Source organism: Nonomuraea cavernae, assembly GCF_040655715.1.
Taxonomy (GTDB): Bacteria; Actinomycetota; Actinomycetes; order Streptosporangiales; family Streptosporangiaceae; genus Nonomuraea; species Nonomuraea cavernae_A.
Genome location: NZ_JBFAKL010000023.1, coordinates 51,604 through 68,187, shown reverse-complemented (window position 1 = coordinate 68,187; position 16,584 = coordinate 51,604). Strand labels below are relative to the sequence as shown.

At 72.6% G+C, this 16,584-nt stretch carries 15 protein-coding genes; 8 read left to right on the top strand and 7 right to left on the bottom strand.

Annotated features, from left to right (window positions below):
* Positions 1-52: 52 nt before the first annotated feature.
* Entirely contained in the window at positions 53-1,657 is a 1,605-nt protein-coding gene (locus tag AB0I38_RS29010) for a serine/threonine protein kinase (protein WP_358482928.1), read from the bottom strand.
* Positions 1,658-1,830: 173 nt separating this feature from the next.
* Between AB0I38_RS29010 and mtnA the strand changes: the two genes are divergently transcribed.
* From mtnA to meaB, 5 genes are all read left to right on the top strand, one after another.
* The gene (gene mtnA, locus AB0I38_RS29005) at positions 1,831-2,769 is read left to right on the top strand and encodes an S-methyl-5-thioribose-1-phosphate isomerase (protein WP_358482899.1); all 939 of its coding nucleotides are present in this window, start codon (positions 1,831-1,833) and stop codon (positions 2,767-2,769) included.
* 83 nt (positions 2,770-2,852) lie between these two features.
* A complete protein-coding gene (locus tag AB0I38_RS29000) occupies positions 2,853-3,620 on the top strand; it encodes a peptidoglycan recognition protein family protein (protein WP_358482887.1) in 768 nt (255 codons plus the stop codon).
* Positions 3,621-3,692: 72 nt separating this feature from the next.
* Positions 3,693-5,516: a methylmalonyl-CoA mutase family protein gene (locus AB0I38_RS28995; RefSeq protein ID WP_358482873.1), complete on the top strand. Its 1,824-nt coding sequence runs from the start codon at positions 3,693-3,695 to the stop codon at positions 5,514-5,516.
* Positions 5,513-7,663 carry a methylmalonyl-CoA mutase gene (scpA, locus tag AB0I38_RS28990; RefSeq protein ID WP_358482854.1) on the top strand — a complete coding sequence of 717 codons (2,151 nt, stop codon included), beginning with the start codon at positions 5,513-5,515 and terminating at the stop codon, positions 7,661-7,663. Before AB0I38_RS28995 ends, scpA begins: the two co-directional genes overlap by 4 nt.
* Before the next feature lie 4 nt (positions 7,664-7,667).
* Positions 7,668-8,702, top strand: coding sequence for a methylmalonyl Co-A mutase-associated GTPase MeaB (gene meaB, locus AB0I38_RS28985; protein ID WP_358482838.1), 1,035 nt, complete (start codon positions 7,668-7,670; stop codon positions 8,700-8,702).
* Here meaB and AB0I38_RS28980 read toward each other — a convergent pair.
* Positions 8,684-10,444 carry an AMP-dependent synthetase/ligase gene (locus AB0I38_RS28980; RefSeq protein ID WP_358482829.1) on the bottom strand — a complete coding sequence of 587 codons (1,761 nt, stop codon included), beginning with the start codon at positions 10,442-10,444 and terminating at the stop codon, positions 8,684-8,686. The genes meaB and AB0I38_RS28980 overlap by 19 nt on opposite strands.
* A 69-nt stretch (positions 10,445-10,513) precedes the next feature.
* Entirely contained in the window at positions 10,514-10,678 is a 165-nt protein-coding gene (locus AB0I38_RS28975; protein ID WP_358482821.1) for a hypothetical protein, read from the bottom strand.
* 25 nt (positions 10,679-10,703) lie between these two features.
* Here AB0I38_RS28975 and AB0I38_RS28970 point away from each other — a divergent pair, with 25 nt between their 5' ends.
* Positions 10,704-11,228 (top strand): CGNR zinc finger domain-containing protein, encoded by a 525-nt coding sequence (locus AB0I38_RS28970; RefSeq protein ID WP_358482814.1) that lies wholly within the window; start codon positions 10,704-10,706, stop codon positions 11,226-11,228.
* Positions 11,229-11,345: 117 nt separating this feature from the next.
* Positions 11,346-12,341 carry a hypothetical protein gene (locus AB0I38_RS28965; protein WP_358482802.1) on the top strand — a complete coding sequence of 332 codons (996 nt, stop codon included), beginning with the start codon at positions 11,346-11,348 and terminating at the stop codon, positions 12,339-12,341.
* Positions 12,342-12,447: 106 nt separating this feature from the next.
* Here the strand turns inward: AB0I38_RS28965 and AB0I38_RS28960 are convergent, their stop codons facing one another.
* Together AB0I38_RS28960 and AB0I38_RS28955 are read right to left on the bottom strand one after the other, a co-directional pair.
* Complete coding sequence (locus AB0I38_RS28960; RefSeq protein WP_358482793.1) at positions 12,448-12,711, bottom strand: zf-TFIIB domain-containing protein; 264 nt, start codon at positions 12,709-12,711, stop codon at positions 12,448-12,450.
* Between the two features lie 58 nt (positions 12,712-12,769).
* Positions 12,770-13,624 (bottom strand): phosphotransferase family protein, encoded by an 855-nt coding sequence (locus AB0I38_RS28955; protein ID WP_358482780.1) that lies wholly within the window; start codon positions 13,622-13,624, stop codon positions 12,770-12,772.
* A gap of 18 nt (positions 13,625-13,642) precedes the next feature.
* On the opposite strand from AB0I38_RS28955, the gene AB0I38_RS28950 reads away from it, so the two are divergent.
* Positions 13,643-14,542, top strand: a complete 900-nt coding sequence (locus AB0I38_RS28950; protein ID WP_358482762.1) for a TIGR03619 family F420-dependent LLM class oxidoreductase — start codon at positions 13,643-13,645, stop codon at positions 14,540-14,542.
* 9 nt (positions 14,543-14,551) lie between these two features.
* Here the strand turns inward: AB0I38_RS28950 and AB0I38_RS28945 are convergent, their stop codons facing one another.
* A complete protein-coding gene (locus tag AB0I38_RS28945) occupies positions 14,552-15,616 on the bottom strand; it encodes a serine hydrolase domain-containing protein (protein ID WP_358482748.1) in 1,065 nt (354 codons plus the stop codon).
* 36 nt (positions 15,617-15,652) lie between these two features.
* On the bottom strand, positions 15,653-16,552 hold the full coding sequence (murQ, locus tag AB0I38_RS28940; RefSeq protein WP_358482734.1) for an N-acetylmuramic acid 6-phosphate etherase: 900 nt from the start codon (positions 16,550-16,552) through the stop codon (positions 15,653-15,655).
* Positions 16,553-16,584: the final 32 nt, after the last annotated feature.

Below are 16,584 nucleotides of genomic sequence, written 5' to 3'. Positions count from 1 at the left end.
CCTAACGGTATGTCGAAGGGTTTAGCGGTATTGGCCGTACATCGTCTTCGGGTCAGGGCCGGGAAGCCGGGCCGCTTCTGGTCAGGTCCCCTTTGCTCCTCCCGGCCAGCGGCATGGTCAGCTCGTAGTCGGCCCTGCCGTCGTCTTTGCGCTTCAGCGACACGGTGATGCCGCCCGCGGACTCGATGATCGCGCATGTGCCGCCCAGCCCGGACAGGCCGAACGTCAGGGTCGGGCCGGACAGGTCCTTCGTCGTGAGCGTGCCCTTCGCGCAGCCGGGGTCCTCGCCGGGGGAGTCCCAGACGCCCGTGGTGTCGCCCTGCCGCAGGGTGATCGTGACGGGTTCGTCGTCGAACTTGGTGCCGAGGACGTCCCCGTCGGCCGTGCCCTTCCAGGTGCCCGCGAACGCGGCCGGGATCCGCACCGAGCCCTTGGCGGCCGTCGAAGCCGGGGGCGACGCGGAGCCAGGATCGCCGGTGCCCGTGGTCGGCGGGCTCACCGGAGCCGTCGAAGCAGCCGAAGCCCCTTGATCCGCTGGGTCCGCCGAGGCGGAGGTCGAGGGCTCGGCGGTCGTCCGCGCGGAAGGAAGGAGTGAGCCGCGGCCGAACCAGAGGACCGCGCCGCCCGCCGCCAGGGCCACCACGACCGCCAGCACGCCGATCAGCACACCACGCGCCCGCCCTGGCGGTCCGCCGGTGCCGGCCGGATGGCCGGACCCGGGCACGGTGTCCGGCGGTCCTGGACCCTCGGCCGGGCGCGGGCCGGTGGCGGCAGGTGAGCCGGCGCCAGGGGAGGGGACGGCGAGGGCGGACGAGCCGGTGGGAGCGGATGCGAAGGCCGGGATCGGCGCGCCGCCGTTTCCGCCGGGGGTGGGGTGGACCAGGGTGAGCATCAGGTCGCGGGCCGAAGGACGGCGGGACGGGTCCTTGGCCAGAGACGCCGCGATCAGGTCCCGCAGGCGCGGCGGCAGCGAGGACAGGTCGGGCTCGGCGTGCAGGACCCGGTGCAGCACCGCGGGCACCGTGTCGGCGCCGAACGGGGACCGGCCCGTGGCGGCGAACACCATCGTCGCCGCCCACCCGAACACGTCGGAGGCCGCCGAGGCGGGCGAGCCGCCGATCTGCTCCGGTGCCAGGTAGGCCGGGGTGCCGATCAGCCCCGAGGTGAGCGTCGCCGCGCCTTCCGCTCTGGCGATGCCGAAATCCACGACGCGCGGCCCGTCGGGGCCGAGCAGCACGTTCGCCGGTTTGAAGTCGCGGTGCACCACCCCTGCCGCGTGGATGGCGGCCAGCGCGGTCGCGGTGCCCACCACCAGGCGTTCGAGGTCGCCGCCACGGAGCGGGCCGCGCTCGCGCACCCGGTCGGTCAGCGACGGGCCGTCGACGAACTCGCTCACCACGTAGGGGCGCGGTCCGTCCGTCGAGGCGTCGAGCACGCGGGCCGTACAGAAGGAGGCGACGCTCTCCAGAGCGGCGAGCTCGCGGGCGAGCCGGGCCCGGGTCTCGGCGTCGCCCGTGCTCAGCAGCTTGACCGCGACCGGCTCGCCGTCCGGCCCGTGGGCCAGGTAGACGACGCCCTGACCGCCCTCGCCGAGGCGCCCGGCCAGGCGGAACGCGCCCAGCGACGCCGGATCGTCAGGTGTCAGGGGGATCACCATGGCGCTACGTTATCGGTCTTTCTCCGGATTGGTCTTTCTCCGGCATGACAGGACATGTGCGGTCGCTCACGTCGCCTCCCAGGTCCGACTCGGCGGTAACGCCGCACTGACCAGGCCATGACAGATTCGTACGAATAGTGGCGGTTTCGCACCGATCGATTAGCGTTGATCGAGTGCGGACCATTGACTGGGTGGACGGAGCGATCGAGCTGGTCGACCAGACGCGGCTGCCCGACGAGTGCGTCATGGTCAGGATCTCCACCGTCGACGAGCTGATCGACGCGATCCAGCGGCTGGCCGTGCGAGGGGCGCCCGCGCTCGGCGTCGCGGGCGCACTCGGCGTCGTGCTGGCCGGAGACGACCAGGAGGCCATCGCCAGGTTGCGAGCCGCCAGGCCCACGGCCGTGAATCTCGCCTGGGGCGTCGACCAGGCCGCCGCCTGGCTGCGCCAGGGCCCCGAGGCGGTGCTGGAGACCGCGCTGCGCATCCGCGACGAGGACATCGCGGCCTGCGTGGCCATGGGCGAGCGCGGCGCCGACCTCCTCGAAGGCGACCGGCTGCGGGTCATGACGCTCTGCAACACCGGCGGGCTGGCCGCGGTCGAGCGGGGCACCGCGCTCGGCGTCGTCCAGACGCTGCACGAGCGTGGGCGGATGGCCGAGGTGCTCGCCCTGGAGACCCGGCCGCTGCTGCAGGGGGCGAGGCTGACCACCTGGGAGCTCGGCAGGATGGGGGTGCCGCACCGGCTCGTCACCGACTCGGCGGGACCGTACCTCCTGGCAAGGGGCGGCATCGACGCGGTGCTCATCGGCGCCGACCGGATCGCCGCCAACGGCGACACCGCTAACAAGATCGGCTCCTACTCACTCGCGCTCGGCGCGCAGCGTGCCGGAGTGCCGTTCTACGTGGTCGCGCCCGAGACGACGATCGACTTCGCCACGCCGACCGGCGAGCAGATCGAGATCGAGGACAGGGGCCCCGCCGAGGTCCTCACGATCAGAGGCGTACGGCTCACGCCGGAGGGCACCGACGCGGCGAATCCGGCGTTCGACGTGACGCCGCATGACCTGATCACGGCGATCATCACCGACAAACGGGTCATCAGGCCGTAGACGAAATAGCTGAAATCCGGGACCACTCCGCACAGGCCGCGTTACGCTCAGTCGTCACAATCCCGACCCCCGGAGAGCATACGGTGGCCGACCTCGTGTCCCGGCGTGACTGGAACGCCCGCGCGCCTCGCGGTGACTACACACAGCTCGACTCGACCAGAGGCGTCAAAGTCCACTACACCGGAGGCAGGGTCGATCCCGGCATCGCCGGAGACCACAACGGCTGCGTCTCCCTGGTGCAGTCGATCCAGCGCGGCCACATGGACGGCAACGGCTGGGTGGACATCGGATACTCTTTCGTGGTTTGTCCGCATCGGAAGGTCTTCGTGGGCAGGGGATTGCACCACCTGCCGGCGGCCAACGGGGCCGGGCTCAACGCCGGCCACTACGCGGTGCTCGGGCTGGTCGGCAACGCCGGGCTGGTGCAGCCGCCCGACGGGATGCTGCACGGCATCCTCGACGCGATCGACCACGTGCGCGAGCGCGGCGACGCCGGCAAGGAGATCAAGGGACACCGCGACGGCTACGCGACCGACTGCCCGGGCGAGGCCCTGTACGCGTGGGTGCGCCGAGGCGCGCCGAGGCCCGGCGGCGGCGGAGGCACCACCCCGCCGGAGGCGCCTTCGTTCCCCGGCAGGCTGCTGAAGTACCCGCCGGTCATGCATGGCGAGGACGTCCGCACCTGGCAGGCCCAGATGCGCAGGCGTGGCTGGGAGCTGGAGGCCGACGGCGCCTACGGGCCCGGCTCGCGCGACGTGTGCCGCCGGTTCCAGCGCCAGCAGCGCGTCGAGGCCGACGGCATCGTGGGTCCCACCACCTGGCGGCTGTCCTGGGAAGCGCCGATGCCCTGATCGTGGCCGGGGCTTGACCTGGGGCCACCCCCGGTTCCCGGCGTCTGCCAGACGCCGCTTACTATCCGTTTCATGGATCTGGCAGTGGATTTCCCTTCCACCACTCGCGACGACTGGCGGGCGCTCGCGCTCGGAGTCCTGCGCAAGTCCGGGGTCGAGGCCGAGTCGCCGGAGCCCACGCTGTCCACTCCGACCTACGACGGGGTGACGCTCGCGCCGCTCTACGACGCCGCCGACCTGCCCGGGGCGCCGCCGTTCGCGAGAGGGGCGCGGACCACCACGGGCTGGGACGTACGCCAGCGGCACGCCGTGGCCGACCCCGAGGCGGTGCTGGCCGATCTGGGCAACGGCGTGACGTCGCTCTGGCTGGTGGCCGGTGACGGCGCGATCCCGGTGAGCGAGCTGCCCAGGGTCCTGGAGGGCGTCTACCTCGACCTGGCGCCGGTCGTCCTCGACGCCGGCGCCGCCACCGCCGAGGCCGCGGAGATCCTGCTCGCGCTGGCCGCCGAGCGCGGCACCCCGCCCTCGGGCAACCTCGGGGCCGGCGCCGCCCGGCCCGATGTGGCGGTCGCGCTGGCCCTGCGGTGCGCGGCCGAGTTCCCGGGGCTGCGGGCCATCACCGTCGACGCCACCCCCTACCACGACGCGGGCGGGAGCGACGCCGACGAGCTCGGCTGCTCGATCGCGCTGGCCGTCGGCCACCTGCGCGCCCTGACCGAAGCCGGGCTCACCGTCGAGCAGGCGCTCGGCCAGCTGGAGTTCCGCTACTCCGCCACCGCCGACCAGTTCGCCACCATCGCCAAGCTGCGCGCGGCTCGCAAGCTGTGGGCGCGGGTCGCCGAGGCGTGCGGAGGTCAGGGCGAGCAGCTGCAGCACGCGGTGACCAGCTCGGCCATGATGACCGCGCGCGACCCCTACGTGAACATGCTGCGCACCACCCTGGCCTGCTTCGCCGCCGGCGTGGGCGGCGCCGACGCGGTGACCGTGCAGCCGTTCGACGCCCGGCTCGGGCTGCCCGACGCGTTCTCCCGCCGGATCGCCCGCAACACCCAGGCGCTGCTGCTGGAGGAGTCGGGGGTCGGCAGGGTGATCGACCCGGCGGGCGGCTCCTGGTACGTCGAGCGGCGCACCGCCGACCTGGCCGAGCGGGCCTGGGCGTGGTTCCAGGAGATCGAGGCCGCGGGCGGCATGAAGGCGGCAGGGCCGCTGGTGGCCGAGCGGGTCGCCACGACCAGGGAGCGCCGTGCCGGCGACATCGCGCACCGCCGATTCCCGATCACCGGCGTGAGCGAGTTCCCCAACCTTGGGGAGAAGCCGCTCCGCCGTCCCGCCGCACCCGCCGGAGCCGCCGCGTCCGCCCCGCCTGCCGGGTCCGCCGGGTCCGCCGGGTCCGCCGGGTCCGCCGGGTCCGCCGGGTCCGCCAGGTCTGCTGGGTCTGCCGAGTCCGGAGGGCCGGCGTCCGGTCTGCCGCGCATCCACTACGCCGAGGAGTTCGAGCGGCTGCGCGACCTCGCCGACGCCCGGCCCGAGCGGCCCAAGGTGTTCCTGGCCACGATCGGCCCGGTCGCCGCCCACACCGCGCGCGCCTCGTTCGCCGCCAACCTGTTCCAGGCGGGCGGCCTGGCCACCGAGACCGCCGGGCCCGGCGTCGACCCCGAGCAGATCGCCACCGCCTTCGCCGTCAGCGGCACCACCGTCGCCTGCCTGTGCTCCAGCGACAAGCTCTACGCCCAGCACGCCGAGGCGGTCGCGGCCGCGCTGAGACGGGCGGGCGCGCACAGGATCTGGCTGGCGGGGAAGGGTGACTACGACGGCGTGGACGCCCGCCTGCACGCCGGCTGCGACGTGCTCGACGTGCTCCGCACGACCTTCGACGACCTGGAGGTTGCCCGATGATCCCCGACTTCACCGGCATCCCGCTGGACGGCCGCGCCCCGGCCGGACCGCAGGACCCGCCCGGGGGCGAGGTGTGGGAGACACCCGAGGGCATCGGGGTCAAACCGCTCTACACGGCCGGCGACCTGGACGGGCTCGACTTCCTGGAGACCTATCCGGGCGCCGCCCCGTTCCTGCGGGGCCCCTACCCGACCATGTACGTCAACCAGCCGTGGACCATCCGCCAGTACGCCGGCTTCTCCACGGCCGAGGACTCCAACGCCTTCTACCGGCGTAACCTCGCGGCCGGGCAGAAGGGGCTGTCGGTGGCCTTCGACCTGGCCACGCACCGGGGCTACGACTCCGACCACCCGCGCGTCGCCGGCGACGTGGGCATGGCGGGGGTGGCGATCGACTCGATCTACGACATGCGGCAGCTGTTCGACGGGATCCCGCTCGACCGGATGTCGGTGTCGATGACCATGAACGGCGCCGTGCTGCCGATCCTGGCGCTCTACATCGTGGCCGCCGAGGAGCAGGGGGTGGCGCCGGAGCAGCTGGCCGGGACCATCCAGAACGACATCCTCAAGGAGTTCATGGTCCGCAACACCTACATCTATCCGCCCACCCCATCGATGCGCATAATTTCGGATATTTTCGCCTATACGAGCGAAAAGATGCCGAAATTCAACTCGATCAGCATCTCCGGCTACCACATCCAGGAGGCCGGGGCCACGCTCGACCTGGAGCTGGCCTACACGCTGGCCGACGGCGTCGAGTACGTCCGGGCGGGCGTCGCCGCCGGGATGGACATCGACCGGTTCGCGCCCCGCCTGTCGTTCTTCTGGTGCATCGGCATGAACTTCTTCATGGAGGTCGCCAAGCTGCGCGCCGCCCGGCTGCTCTGGGCCAGGCTGGTCTCCGGGTTCGGCGCGAAGAACCCCAAGTCGCTGTCGCTGCGTACGCACTCGCAGACCTCCGGCTGGTCGCTCACCGCGCAGGACGTCTTCAACAACGTCGCCCGCACCTGCGTCGAGGCCATGGCCGCCACCCAGGGCCACACCCAGTCGCTGCACACCAACGCCCTCGACGAGGCGCTGGCGCTGCCCACCGACTTCTCCGCGCGCATCGCCCGCAACACCCAGCTGCTGCTGCAGCAGGAGTCGGGCACCACCCAGGTGATCGACCCGTGGGGCGGCTCCTACTACGTCGAGCGCCTCACCCATGACCTGGCCGAACGCGCCTGGGCCCACATCCAGGAGGTCGAGGCCGCGGGCGGGATGGCCCAGGCCATCGAGGCCGGCCTGCCCAAGCTGCGCATCGAGGAGGCCGCGGCCCGCGCCCAGGCGCGCATCGACTCGGGGCGGCAGCCGGTGATCGGCGTCAACAAGTACCGTCCCGACGCCGACGAGCCGATCGACGTGCTCAAGGTCGACAACAGCGCCGTCCGCACCCAGCAGCTCGACAAGCTGCGCAGGCTGCGCGCCGAACGCGACGACGCCGCCGTCGGCCGCGCGCTCGACGCCCTCACCAAGGCCGCCGACAGCCCCACCCCCGGGCTCGACCACAACCTGCTCAAGCTCGCGGTCGACGCCGCCCGCGCCAAGGCCACGGTGGGCGAGATCTCCGACGCGCTGGAGCGGGTGTTCGGCCGCCACGCCGGTCAGGTCCGTACGATCTCGGGGGTGTACCGCGACGAGGCGGGTCCCGCCGACGGGATCGAGCACGCGCGCCGGGCGTGCGCCGACTTCGAACGTGACGAGGGCCGCCGCCCGCGCATCCTGGTGGCCAAGATGGGCCAGGACGGCCATGACCGCGGCCAGAAGGTGATCGCCACGGCCTTCGCCGACCTGGGTTTCGACGTGGACGTCGGCCCGCTGTTCCAGACGCCGGAGGAGGTCGCGCGCCAGGCCGTGGAGGCCGACGTGCACATCGTCGGCGTCTCCTCGCTGGCGGCCGGGCACCTCACGCTGGTGCCCGCGCTCAGGCAGGCCCTGGCCGAGCTGGGCGCCGATGACGTGATGATCGTGGTCGGCGGCGTCATCCCGCCGGGAGACTTCGACGAACTGCGTGCGGCGGGCGCGTCAGCGATCTTCCCGCCGGGCACCGTGATCGCCGACGCGGCCCTCGACCTGCTCCGGGAGCTCACGGCCCGGCTGGGACACTAGTCCGGTGCGGTCGCTCGAAGACTACGTCCAGGGCGTCAAGGACGGCTCCCGCGCCTGGATCGCCCGCGCGATCACACTGGTGGAGTCGACCAGGCCCGACCACATGGCGCTGGCCCAGCGGCTGCTCGTCGAGCTCACCCCGATGTCCGGCGAGGCCCGCCGGGTGGGCGTCTCGGGCGTGCCCGGAGCCGGCAAGTCCACCTTCGTCGACTCGCTCGGCACGCTGCTGACCGGGCAGGGGCACCGGGTGGCCGTCCTGGCCGTCGATCCCTCGTCCACCAGGACGGGCGGCAGCATCCTCGGCGACAAGACCCGCATGTCGCGCCTGTCGGTCGACCCGGCCGCCTTCATCCGGCCCTCGCCCACCTCGGGCACCCTCGGCGGCGTCACCAAGGCCACCCGGGAGGCGATGGTGGTGGTCGAGGCGGCCGGCTACGACGTCGTGCTGGTCGAGACCGTGGGCGTCGGCCAGTCGGAGACCTCGGTCGCCGACATGGTCGACACGTTCCTGCTGCTCACCCTGGCCCGCACCGGCGACCAGCTGCAGGGCATCAAGAAGGGCGTGCTGGAGCTGGCCGACGTCATCGCGGTCAACAAGGCCGACGGCGAGCACGAGCCCGCCGCCCGCAAGGCGGCGCGCGAGCTGGCCGGGGCGCTGCGGATGCTCCGCTCGGACAGCACCCCGCCCCCGGTGCTCACCTGCAGCGGCCTCACCGGCGCGGGCCTGCCCGAGCTCTGGCGTCAGATCCTGGCCCACCAGGAGAGCCTCGACCTGGCGGCCAGGCGCCGCCGCCAGCAGGTGCAGTGGACCTGGACCCTGGTGCGCAACCGGCTGCTCTCGGAGCTGCGCGACGACCCCGCTGTGCGGGCCATCGGCGGACAGGTGGAGGAGGAGGTGCTCGCGGGCATCCTGACCCCCGCCCTGGCCGCCGACCGCTTGCTGGCGGCCTTCGAACGCCCCGCCCGCCGCGACGACGCGACGAGCGGAGACCAGGCGAGCGGAGATCGGGCGAGCGGAGATCAGGCGGGCGCGTCGTAGAAGGAGTCGAGCGTGCCGCCGTAGCGTGTCTCGACGGCCTTGCGCTTGATCTTGAGGCTGGGAGTGAGCTCACCCGACTCGACCGTGAAGTCGTCGGTCAGGATGGCGAACTTCTTGATCGTGGAATAGCTGGCCTCGCCATTGTTGACCTGGGCGACCGCCTTCTCGACCTCGGCGAGCATCCGCGGGTGCTCACTCAGCGCCTTGGCGTCGGCCGGCAGCCCCTCGGACTCGGCCCACGGCCTGACCACCTCCATGTCGAGGGTCACCAGCGCCGTGCAGTAGTTGCGCCGGTCGCCGTGCACGAACACGTGCGACAGGAAGGGACAGGCCGCCTTGATCCGGCCTTCGAGGTAGGTGGGGGCGACGTACTTGCCGCCGGAGGTCTTGATCAGCTCCTTCTTGCGGTCGGTGATCATCAGGCGGCCCTCGGCGTCGAGCTCGCCGATGTCGCCGGTGTGCAGCCAGCCGTCCTCCAGCGCCTCGGCGGTCTCCTCGGGCAGGCCGTGATAGCCGCGCATGATGCCACGCCCGCCGATCAGCACCTCGCCGTCCTCGGCGACGCGCACCTTCGTGCCGGGCAGCGGCAGACCGACCGTGCCGAACTTCACGCTGTCAGGCCGGTTGAGGAAGCTGCCCGCCGACGACTCGGTGAGCCCGTAGCCCTCCAGGATCGTCAGGCCGGCGGCGTCGAAGAACTCGGCGATGTCCTGCGAGAGCGGCGCCGCCCCCGAGATGAAGAAGCGGATCCGCCCGCCGAAGCGGGCCCTCAGCTTGCTGAAGACCAGCCGGTCGGCCAGGGCGTATTCCAGGCGGGTGGTCAGCGGGATCGCCTTGCCGTGCTGGCGGGCCCGCACCACCCGGATGCCGGTCGCCCGCGCCCAGGTGAAGATCTTCAGCTTGGCGCCGCCCTCGCGCTGCTGGGTGGCGGCCACGGTGTTGTGGATCTTCTCGAAGATGCGCGGCGCCGCGGCCATGAAGGTGGGCCGGAGCACGCCCATGTTCTCGGCGATCTTGTCGAGGCGGCCGTCGATCGCGGTCGGCACGCCGCTGTCGATCATCACGACCTCGAGCAGCTTGCCGAACGAGTGGGACAGCGGCAGCCACAGGAAGTGCAGGTCGTCGCCGGACAGCAGGCCCAGCTCGCGCACCGCGCCGCCCGCGTAGAGCCAGTTGTCGTGGGTCAGCTCCACGCCCTTGGGCCGTCCGGTCGTGCCGGAGGTGTAGATGAGGGTGGCCAGATCGTCCTGGGCGATGGCGTCGACCATCGCGTCGTAGTCGCCCTCGCCGCTCACCGAGTCGAACCGCAGCACCCAGCCGTCGTCGCTGGGGGTGCCGTCGATCACCAGGACGTGCGTGACGTCGGGCAGCTCCTTCTGCACCGACCTCAGCTTGGCCACCTGGTCGTCGTCCTCGGCGATGACGATCGTGCTGCCCGAGTCGGTGATGACGAACGCCGACTCGGCCGCCGTGTTGGACGGGTAGATCGTGGTGGTGGCCGCGCCGGTGGACAGCACCGCCAGGTCGGCGATGATCCATTCGAGCCGGGTGGAGCTGAGGATGGACACCCGGGTGCCGGAGCCCGCGCCGAGCCCGGCCAGGCCCAGCGCGAGTGTGCGGACCCGTTCGCCCACCTCCCGCCAGGACAACGAGGTCCAGCCGTCGGCCGACGGGGTGCGGTAGGCCTCGGCGTCGGGGGTCGCCGCGATCCGGTCGCGCAGCAGGGACGGAATGCTCGACATGCCTGTCCTCCTGGGAGTGGTGCTGCCGACTCTAGGACTACCGCACCGTGTCCGTCGATGTCCTGATCATCACGTTGCGAGCACGGTGGGAATCCTGGCGACGAGGTTCCGGGGACCGGACGTGCGCACTTCCCAGGCGCCGCAGGCGCAGCGGAGGTAGGAGACGACGCCCTCGGACGTGGCGTGCGAGGAGACGACGGTGAGGGCCAGGGGGTCGTGTGCGCTGTCATGCATGGTTCCAATCTGATGTAATGGCCTTATGCATTTCAACGCTTACGGCGGCAACGGGGCCGCCCTCGCGGCGGACCTGGTCAACGCCACCGACCACAGCCCGGAGGCGCTGGAGCCGATGCTGACCGAGCACGGGATGCTGCGCACCGAGCTGACGCCCGCCCAGGCGGGGCTGCTGCGGGCGTGGGCGGGCCGGCTCGCGCCGGTGTTCGGGGAGACCGACCAGGACACCCAGATCAAACTGATCAACGACCTGCTCGACGAGACCGCGTCCAAGCCGTACGTGAGCGCCCACGACGGCCGTGAGCCGCACCTGCACTTCTTCTCGGTCGACGCCGACATCGTCTCCCGGACCAGGGACACCACCGCGGGCGGGCTGGCCCTGGCCATGTCGTTCTCGGGCGGCCGCCGCCTCGGCCGCTGCGATCGGCGGGGCTGCGTCACCGTCTACGTCGACACCTCGCGCAACGGGCGCCGCAGGTTCTGCTCGCCGGCCTGCGCCAACCGGGTCAACGTGGCCGCCCACCGGGCCAGGACGGTCACACCCCGCTGAACCGCCCGCTGAACGGCCCAGTGTCACCCCGTTATCCCTCGATATCACCAGGTGGTAGCGGTGGACTGCCTGGAGTGAGATTGACGTCTGGGGATCAATCGGGCGATAGTGTGGCAGGTGGCAGCCCCCCGATCGATCCCCTGTGCACTCGCCCTGGCGACCCTGACGCTGGCCGCGTGCACCGCGACCCCGTCAGCGCCGACCGGCGGCGAGCCCAGGGCCAGTGGCGTGGCCGGCGGCCTGACCTCCGTCCCCGACAGCCCGGCGTCCACCGGCTTGGGCGCCCCTTCGGGCACTCCCACCGCCGCCGCGCTCGACCCCGAGGCGTACAAGACCGAACTGGCCGCCACGCGGAAGGCCGTCACCGGCGCGATCACGTCCATGGTCGGCGCGCGCACGGTCAAGACGCTCGACCAGCGCGTCGGCCGGGCCCAGGAGGCGCTGGCCGGCGGCGCCGACACGCTGGCCGCGCTCGCTCCGCCCGAGGACGTACGGCCGCAGCACGAGGCCTACGTGGCCAGTATGCGGGAGTTCGCCACCGGGCTCGGCTCGACGGCGGGCAGGGTCGGCAGCCGCGACCTGTGCACCTCCTCGGCCGTCCTGACCGACCTCGACGACCGGCTCAAGGCGCTCGACGACGCGGGCGAGGCGCTCCAGAAGGCCGGCGACTACCCGGCCGACGTGGTCACGGTGAAGGCCGCGAGCAAGAAGACCCGGCGGCTCGGCAACGGCAGCTACATCCGCCGGGGCACCCTGAACGGCCGCAGCTCGCTGCAGATCCACAACGGCGGCACCCGCGACGCGGTCGTCACCGTCATGCGCGGCAAGGCCAAGGAGTTCAGCGTCTACGTGCGCAAGAAGGCGAAGTTCAAGGTCAGCGGCGTCCGCGACGGCACGTACAAGATCTACTTCACGCACGGCGTCGACTGGGACGGCAAGAACGGGTCGTTCACCCGCCAGTGCAGCTTCGAGCGCTTCTCGAAGTCGGTCAAGTTCAAGACGACGTTCACCGCGACGCAGATCCTCTGGCACGACTGGCGGATCACGCTGCACGCCATCTCCGGCGGCAACGCCCCCACCTCGGCCGTGGATCCCGAGGACTTCCCCGGCTGATCCCGCGCCCGGACGCGTCGAAGGGCCGCGCACCCCACGTGTGCGGCCCTTCGCCATCAGAGGACATCAGACGGCGTCAGCTGACATCAGCTGACGCCGGGTGACGTCAGGACGAGAACAGCATCCCCACCCAGCTGTTCTTCCGGTGGTGGTGCCCGCCGTGGTGAGGGCCGCCGTGACGCGGCGCCCCCCAGGCAGGGCCGCCGGGAGCCGGAGGCGGGGAAGTGGAGTGCCAGCTGGACTCCATCTGGGTCAGCGACTCGAGCTCGCCGTAGTCGAGGAAGATCCCCCGGCAGTTGTCGCACTGTTCGATGTGGACACCATTGCGCTCATAGGTCCGCATGTTGCCGCGGCACTTCGGGCACTGCATCTCTAGTCGGTCTCCTTGGCCTGGAATCTGTGAGGAAAACCTACCGCGCGCAACGGCGTCATGCTCTGACGATTCTGTTGCACGCCTCGATCAACGAATGCTCGACCTCGTCGAGTTCCCGGCCTTCCCGGGCGGCGTTGAGCACGGCCACGGCGGCCAGTTGCACGGTCAGCGCCCTGGCCGGCCGGTCGAGCAGGCGCCACGGGTCGTCGCCCGCGCCCAGCGCGGGCCCGCCCGAGGCCAGGTAGGCACCCAGGAACCGGTCCCAGACGGCCGGGTCGAGCAGCCCGGCGGCGTACCAGGCAGCGGGCCTGGCCAGGTCCCAGGCGGGGTCGCCGACGCCGAGGTCGTCGATGTCGATGAGCAGCCAGCCGTCGCGCCGGACCAGCTGGCCCAGGTGCCAGTCGCCGTGGGTGAGCAGGCCGGGCCGCGGCTCCCGCGGGGGCAGCCGGTCGAACGTCACCCGTAACAGTCGTTCGACTGGGCCGTCGCCGGGCATGCGGCGGACCGCCCGCGCGGCCCGCTCCGGGCCGCCCGCCGCCGGCAGCGGCGGCAGCAGCGTGAGAGGTACGGCGTGCAGCCTGGCCAGCAGCCGGGCCCCCTCCTCCCAGGGCGCCGAGTCGGGATCGTCGGGGGAGACGGGCCGCCCGGCGGGCCAGACGGTGACCGCCCGGTCGCCCACCTTCAGCACCTCGGGATCCAGCGGGGCGAGCATCACGCCGCTCAGCGCGGCCGAGGCGGTGGCCGCCAGCCGGGGCCGCAGGGAGTCGGGGTCGTCGCGGAGCGAGTGGGCCTTGACCACGACCTCGCCCCGGCGCACGACCACCACGTCGGTGCGCGTGGGATGGACCACGGGGTCGCCGGAACCGCCGTACGCGCCCGCGACGCGGGCGAGTTCCGCCTCTAGATCCACTCGTACAGACTAGGGGTCATGAGAATCGGTTTCGCCGTGCCCCAGTCGGGCGCCTGGGCCACCCCGGACAATATGCGGCGCGTGGCCGCGCGGGCAGAGCAGCTCGGCTACCACGAGCTGTGGACGTTCCAGCGGCTGCTCTATCCCGTCGGGCACACGATGGGGCCGACCTACCGCAGCGTGCATGACCCGGTGGTCACACTTTCCTACCTGGCCGGGGTGACGAGCACCGTGCGGCTGGGTGTGGCCGTGATCAACGCCTACGTCCCGCCGGTGCTGCTGGCCAAGCAGCTCGCCACGTTGCAGACGGTCTCGGGCGGCAGGCTGACGGCGGGGCTGGGGCTGGGGTGGCTGCCCGAGGAGTTCGAGGCCATGGGCACGGGCTTCGAGCATCGCGGGCGCCGGGGCGAGGAGTTCGTCGAGGTGCTGCGCAAGGCCTGGACCGACGACGTCGTCGAGCACCACGGCGAGTTCTACCGGATCCCGCCCTCCCACCTCGACCCCAAGCCGTCGCCGGCGCCGCCGATCCTGCTGGGCGGCACCGCCGAGGTGGCGCTGCGCCGCGCCGGGCGGCTCGCCGACGGCTGGGTGAGCTCCAGCCGGGAGGACCTGGCGGGCATCGGGCCGCGCGTCGCCGCCGTCAAGGAGGCGGCGGAGCGGGCCGGGCGCGACCCGGCGGCGCTGCGCTTCGTGTGCCGGGGCGTCACCCAGGTGCGGCCCGAAGGCGCCGGCGCCGACCGGCGCCCGCTCACGGGCTCCTACGAGGAGATCAGGGCCGACGTGGCGGACCTGGAAGCCAAGGGCGTGACGGACGTCTTCCACGATCTGAACTTCGACCGGGAGATCGCCTCCGCTGACGCCAAGGACGCCATGCGGCGCGCCGAGGAGGCACTGGAGGCCCTCCGCCCCACCGCGTGAAGCCTGGCGCTATGCGCCGGTCCGGGCGGCGAGGCGGAGGGCCTCGGTCGCGACGGCGTGGCGCAGGCCGCGGATGCCGTCGCGACCGCGCACCGGGTGCACGGCGTTGGTCAGCAGCACCACGGTCAGCCGGCGGACGGGGTCGACGACGAGCGAGGTGCCGGTGAAGCCGGAGTGGCCGAAGGCGCCGGTCAGCGGCCCGGCGATGGCCGGGTCGCCGATCCGGACGCCCAGCCCGTGGCGGAACCCCGCCCCCGACGCCCCCTGGTCGCGCAGCATCTCGGCCACGGTGCCGGGACGCAGCATCGCGCCGCCGCCGAGCCGCAGCGTCTCGCCGAAGGTCAGCACGTCGTCGGCCGTGGCGAACAGCCCCGCGTGCCCCGCCACGCCGCCGAGCGCGTAGGAGGTCTCGTCGTGCACCTCGCCGCGCACGCAGCCCGGCCCGGGGCGTTCGGCCTTCCACTCGGTGGCGGCGACGCGCGTCAGCGCCTCCGGCCCGGGACGGTAGCCGGTGTCGGCCAGCCCCAGCACGCCGGTCACCCGGGCGCGGACCAGCTCGTCGAGCGGCGCGCCGCCGGCCACCTCGGCGACGTGCCCCATCATGACCATGCCGACGTCGGTGTAGAGGTAGGGCCCGCCGACGGGCCGGGTGACCGGCGTGTCGGTGATGGCCGCCAGCCGGGCGGCCGGGCCGGCGCCGGGCAGTTCCAGGTCGACGCGGCGGGTGGGCCGCAGCCCCGCCGTGTGGGTGAGCAGGCGGCGCGGCGTGATCCGCGGGTCGCGCCCCGGGAGCCAGGCGCTCACCGGCTCGTCCAGGCCCAGCCGGCCCTCCTCGGCCAGCGAGAGCACCACGACCGTGGTGAACAGCTTGCTGATCGAGGCCAGGTCGAAGATGGAGTCGCGGCGCGCCGGCGGCCGGTCGGGGGCGAGTGTCCCGGCCGCGTCCAGGTGACGGACCAGCTCGCCGGCGGCCGAGGAGGCCACGACGGCTCCGTCCACGGCGATCAGCGCGACCGCCGCCGAGCACACTCCCGGCACCCCGCCCGCCAGGATCGCGTCCAACCGGTCGGACATCGTCCCCCCTCCCGTCCCCGTGCCACCCCTGTGCGGTCAGCCGCTCAGCGCGTCGCTGAGCCGCTCACCGTGCGACTCCAGCAGCGCGCGCGCCCCCGCGGCGTCGAGCCCGTGCTGGATCATCACCACCGCGGTCTTGGCCTGTCCGCCCGCCGAGTCCAGCGCCTGCGCCGCCGTCTCGTGGTCGGCGCCGGTGATGTCCCTGACCATCCGCAGCGCCCGCCCCGCCAGTTTGCTGTTCATCGCCGACATCTCGATCATCTCGTTCCCATAGGTACGGCCCAGCCGAACCATCGAGATGGTCGAGATCATGTTGAGCACCAGCTTCTGGGCGGTGCCCGCCTTCAGCCGGGTGGAGCCGGTCACCACCTCGGGGCCCACGACCACCTCGATCGCGTGCTCGGCGGCCGCCGACAAGGGGGCGCGGTCGTTGCACGACAGCCCGACGGTGAGCGCGCCGCGCCGGGTCGCCTCCGCCAGGGCGCCCAGCACGAACGGCGCGTGCCCGCTGGCCGAGACGCCCACCACCGAGTCGAGCGGCCCCACGTCCAGCCCGGCCATCGCGGCGCCGCCCGCCTCGTCGTCGTCCTCCGCGCCCTCGACCGACCGCGTGAGCGCCTCCGGACCGCCCGCGATGATCCCCTGCACCAGCTCGGGGTCGGTGCCGAACGTGGGCGGGCACTCCGAGGCGTCGAGCACGGCCAGCCGGCCCGACGTGCCCGCGCCGACGTACAACAGCCGCCCGCCCGCGCCCATCCGCGCGGCGATCGCGTCGATGGCGTCGGAGATGGCCGGGATGACCACCGCGACGGCGGCGGGCACCGCGGCGTCGGCCTGGTTCATCAAGCGGGCGATGCGCTCGGTCGGCAGCCGGTCGATCTGGCTGTAGCGGGGGTCGCTCTGTTCGGTGGACAGCTCAGGTAGCGGATCAATCATGACGCTAATTTCCACCCTTTACTTCTCTCTTG

Bases quoted from the DNA above. Each gene is read 5' to 3' on its own strand.
- AB0I38_RS29010 (WP_358482928.1), bottom strand. From the start codon at position 1,657: ATGGTGATCCCCCTGACACCTGACGATCCGGCGTCGCTGGGCGCGTTC.
- AB0I38_RS28995 (WP_358482873.1), top strand. From the start codon at position 3,693: ATGGATCTGGCAGTGGATTTCCCTTCCACCACTCGCGACGACTGGCGG.
- scpA (WP_358482854.1), top strand. From the start codon at position 5,513: ATGATCCCCGACTTCACCGGCATCCCGCTGGACGGCCGCGCCCCGGCC.
- AB0I38_RS28980 (WP_358482829.1), bottom strand. From the start codon at position 10,444: ATGTCGAGCATTCCGTCCCTGCTGCGCGACCGGATCGCGGCGACCCCC.
- AB0I38_RS28975 (WP_358482821.1), bottom strand. From the start codon at position 10,678: ATGCATGACAGCGCACACGACCCCCTGGCCCTCACCGTCGTCTCCTCG.
- AB0I38_RS28970 (WP_358482814.1), top strand. From the start codon at position 10,704: ATGCATTTCAACGCTTACGGCGGCAACGGGGCCGCCCTCGCGGCGGAC.
- AB0I38_RS28960 (WP_358482793.1), bottom strand. From the start codon at position 12,711: ATGCAGTGCCCGAAGTGCCGCGGCAACATGCGGACCTATGAGCGCAAT.
- AB0I38_RS28950 (WP_358482762.1), top strand. From the start codon at position 13,643: ATGAGAATCGGTTTCGCCGTGCCCCAGTCGGGCGCCTGGGCCACCCCG.
- AB0I38_RS28945 (WP_358482748.1), bottom strand. From the start codon at position 15,616: ATGTCCGACCGGTTGGACGCGATCCTGGCGGGCGGGGTGCCGGGAGTG.
- murQ (WP_358482734.1), bottom strand. From the start codon at position 16,552: ATGATTGATCCGCTACCTGAGCTGTCCACCGAACAGAGCGACCCCCGC.